Annotated in this window: 4 protein-coding genes and 1 pseudogene; all 5 read left to right on the forward strand. The window is 53.5% G+C overall.

Annotated elements, in window-relative coordinates:
* Positions 1-374: 374 nt before the first annotated feature.
* The gene (locus tag AAC035_RS20750) at positions 375-653 is read left to right on the forward strand and encodes a type II toxin-antitoxin system RelE/ParE family toxin (RefSeq protein ID WP_339807021.1); all 279 of its coding nucleotides are present in this window, start codon (positions 375-377) and stop codon (positions 651-653) included.
* A gap of 10 nt (positions 654-663) precedes the next feature.
* Complete coding sequence (locus AAC035_RS20755; protein ID WP_036148342.1) at positions 664-951, forward strand: HigA family addiction module antitoxin; 288 nt, start codon at positions 664-666, stop codon at positions 949-951.
* 156 nt (positions 952-1107) lie between these two features.
* On the forward strand, positions 1108-1350 hold the full coding sequence (locus tag AAC035_RS20760; RefSeq protein ID WP_058092928.1) for a type II toxin-antitoxin system Phd/YefM family antitoxin: 243 nt from the start codon (positions 1108-1110) through the stop codon (positions 1348-1350).
* Positions 1347-1610 (forward strand): Txe/YoeB family addiction module toxin, encoded by a 264-nt coding sequence (locus tag AAC035_RS20765; RefSeq protein ID WP_339807022.1) that lies wholly within the window; start codon positions 1347-1349, stop codon positions 1608-1610. Before AAC035_RS20760 ends, AAC035_RS20765 begins: the two co-directional genes overlap by 4 nt.
* Before the next feature lie 283 nt (positions 1611-1893).
* Positions 1894-2278: pseudogene (locus AAC035_RS20770) on the forward strand (hypothetical protein); the annotation flags it as partial.

Here is a 2278-nt window from a genome sequence, read left to right on the forward strand (position 1 = left end):
CCGACAACTGAGAGAAGAGGTGATTGAGCAGGTGTTCTCTCCCATTCGTTGGAACTTTGAGAGCCGGTATCAGGGGCTGCCTGGCGAAATGCGAAGAGCACTGGAAAGCCTTCCTGAGCTTCAGTCTCCCTTTGACTCCCTTCAGGTCCGGGAGCAGCTTGGCATTAAATAAGGACTTTGTACTGTGTGGGGTGTGATTTCGCGCCGGATAGAGGGAGGAGCGAAACTATCCCGGCCAGCGAATTCCAGTTCGACCGTTGACGGACGGGTCAAAAAAATTAGCAGTCAGGCTGTGGGGATACCTCAAAATCGAGTTTTTCTAAAACCTCGTTATGTGCTTTGACACCTGATACGTTACAGGGTACATTCAGGCAATGATTCGAAGCTTCAAACACAAGGGCTTGGCAAAATTCTTCAAGTCCGGCAGCACTGTAGGGATTCAGGCCGCTCACGCAAAGAGGCTTCGGCTCATTCTCGGTAGATTGAATGCAGCGGCGAATTCTAAAGATATGGACTTACCCGGTCTTCGCTTGCACGAGCTCTCTGGCAATCGTGCCGGAATCTGGTCAGTGACCGTCAGCGGTAACTGGCGAGTGACCTTCCGATTCGAAGACGGAGATGCCGAGATTGTGAACTACGAAGATTATCACTGAGGTACCGCCAATGTTAATGCACAACCCTCCGCACCCGGGTGAAGTGCTGCGAGAGCTTTGTCTTGAGCCCCTTGGCCTTTCTGTCACAGCAGCAGCAGAGGCATTGGGCGTTAGCCGCAAAACGCTGAGTGCCGTGTTGAATGGCAAGGCCGGCATCAGTCCAGAAATGGCGATCCGGCTCTCTATCGCTTTCGATACCTCGGCAGAAAGCTGGCTAAATCAGCAGTCCCAATATGAACTCTGGCATGCTGAACAACATCGCAAAGAGCTCAACGTGAAGAAGCTTGTTGCAGCCTGAGGCAGCACATAACCAGGCCATTCACCGGATGCCAAAACCTCAGCTTCGCTGCGGTTCTGTCACCGGCGATGGCGGGCGCTATGCAAAACGTTCGTCTTGACGTACGTACCTATAGGCGTACAATTGATGGAAGTTTGAACACGCAAGAGGTGCGTCATGACGGGAATCACAGCAACTGAGGCGCGCAGCAACCTTTATCGGTTGATTGACGAGACCGCCGAGTCCCACCAACCAATCGTCATCATGGGTAAGCGGAACAAAGCCGTCCTGGTTTCCGAGGAAGACTGGTCTGCAATTCAGGAAACACTTTACCTGCTCTCCGTACCAGGTATGCGGGAGTCTATTCGTGAGGGGATGGATACCCCCGTGGATGAATGCGATGAGGAGCTGGACTGGTGACATGGACGTTGATTTACACCAAGCAAGCCCAGAAAGATGCAAAAAAGTTGTCTTCCAGCGGCCTAAAACCAAAAGCCCAGGAACTGTTAGCGCTGATAGCGCAAGATCCATACCGTAAGCCGCCTCCGTTTGAGAAGCTCATTGGTGATCTAGCGGGTGCCTATTCACGCCGCATCAATATTCAGCATCGTCTGGTCTACCAGGTGCTCGAGGACGAGCGAGTGGTGAAAGTTCTCAGGCTCTGGAGCCACTACGAATAATGCATAACCAGCCGCTGTTGCAGGACAATTTTTCCACCGCTGCGCGGCTCCAAAATTGCCGTAAAGCTCGGCGTTGAGGCTGTGACCTGCCTCAACTGGGCGCGCCGGTTATCCTGATAACGGGCTTCAAACTCGGTGGCTTCGGTCAGCCATTCTTGGGTACTGAACCCCAGCTTTTTCAGGATGGGCGGTTGATGTTCCGCGATCTGGCCCTGTTTGCTGGGATTGATGGTCCGCCCGGGCCTCCCATCCTCAACTACAATAAAACAGAAGTAGACGTCTTATGAAAAAATGGGTGGTTTCCATCATCGTTCTGATCGCACTGGCGTGCGGTATTTTTTGGGCAATGGCGGACAAAGACATGCGCAGGCTGGTGCTGAATATGCCGACTGATACCAATGTGCTTTTCTGGGAAATACCGCAACGGGATGCCGTGTTTCGCGCCATGGACCGGGTGCCAGTCCTCTCGAAATCGCGGGTTATCACTGCCGGTAACAACCCCTATCCGTTACCTGAGGGGGTACCGCTTGAACTGGCGACGGACGTTGATGCTTTTATGGAATCCCAGCGCACCGCGGCACTGGTGATCGTGCAGGATGGCAAGGTACGGCTTGAGCGCTACGGTCTGGACTTCGGTCCGGAGGGGCGATGGACCAGTTTCTCTGTGG

This window comes from uncultured Marinobacter sp. (genome assembly GCF_963974375.1).
GTDB lineage: Bacteria > Pseudomonadota > Gammaproteobacteria > Pseudomonadales > Oleiphilaceae > Marinobacter.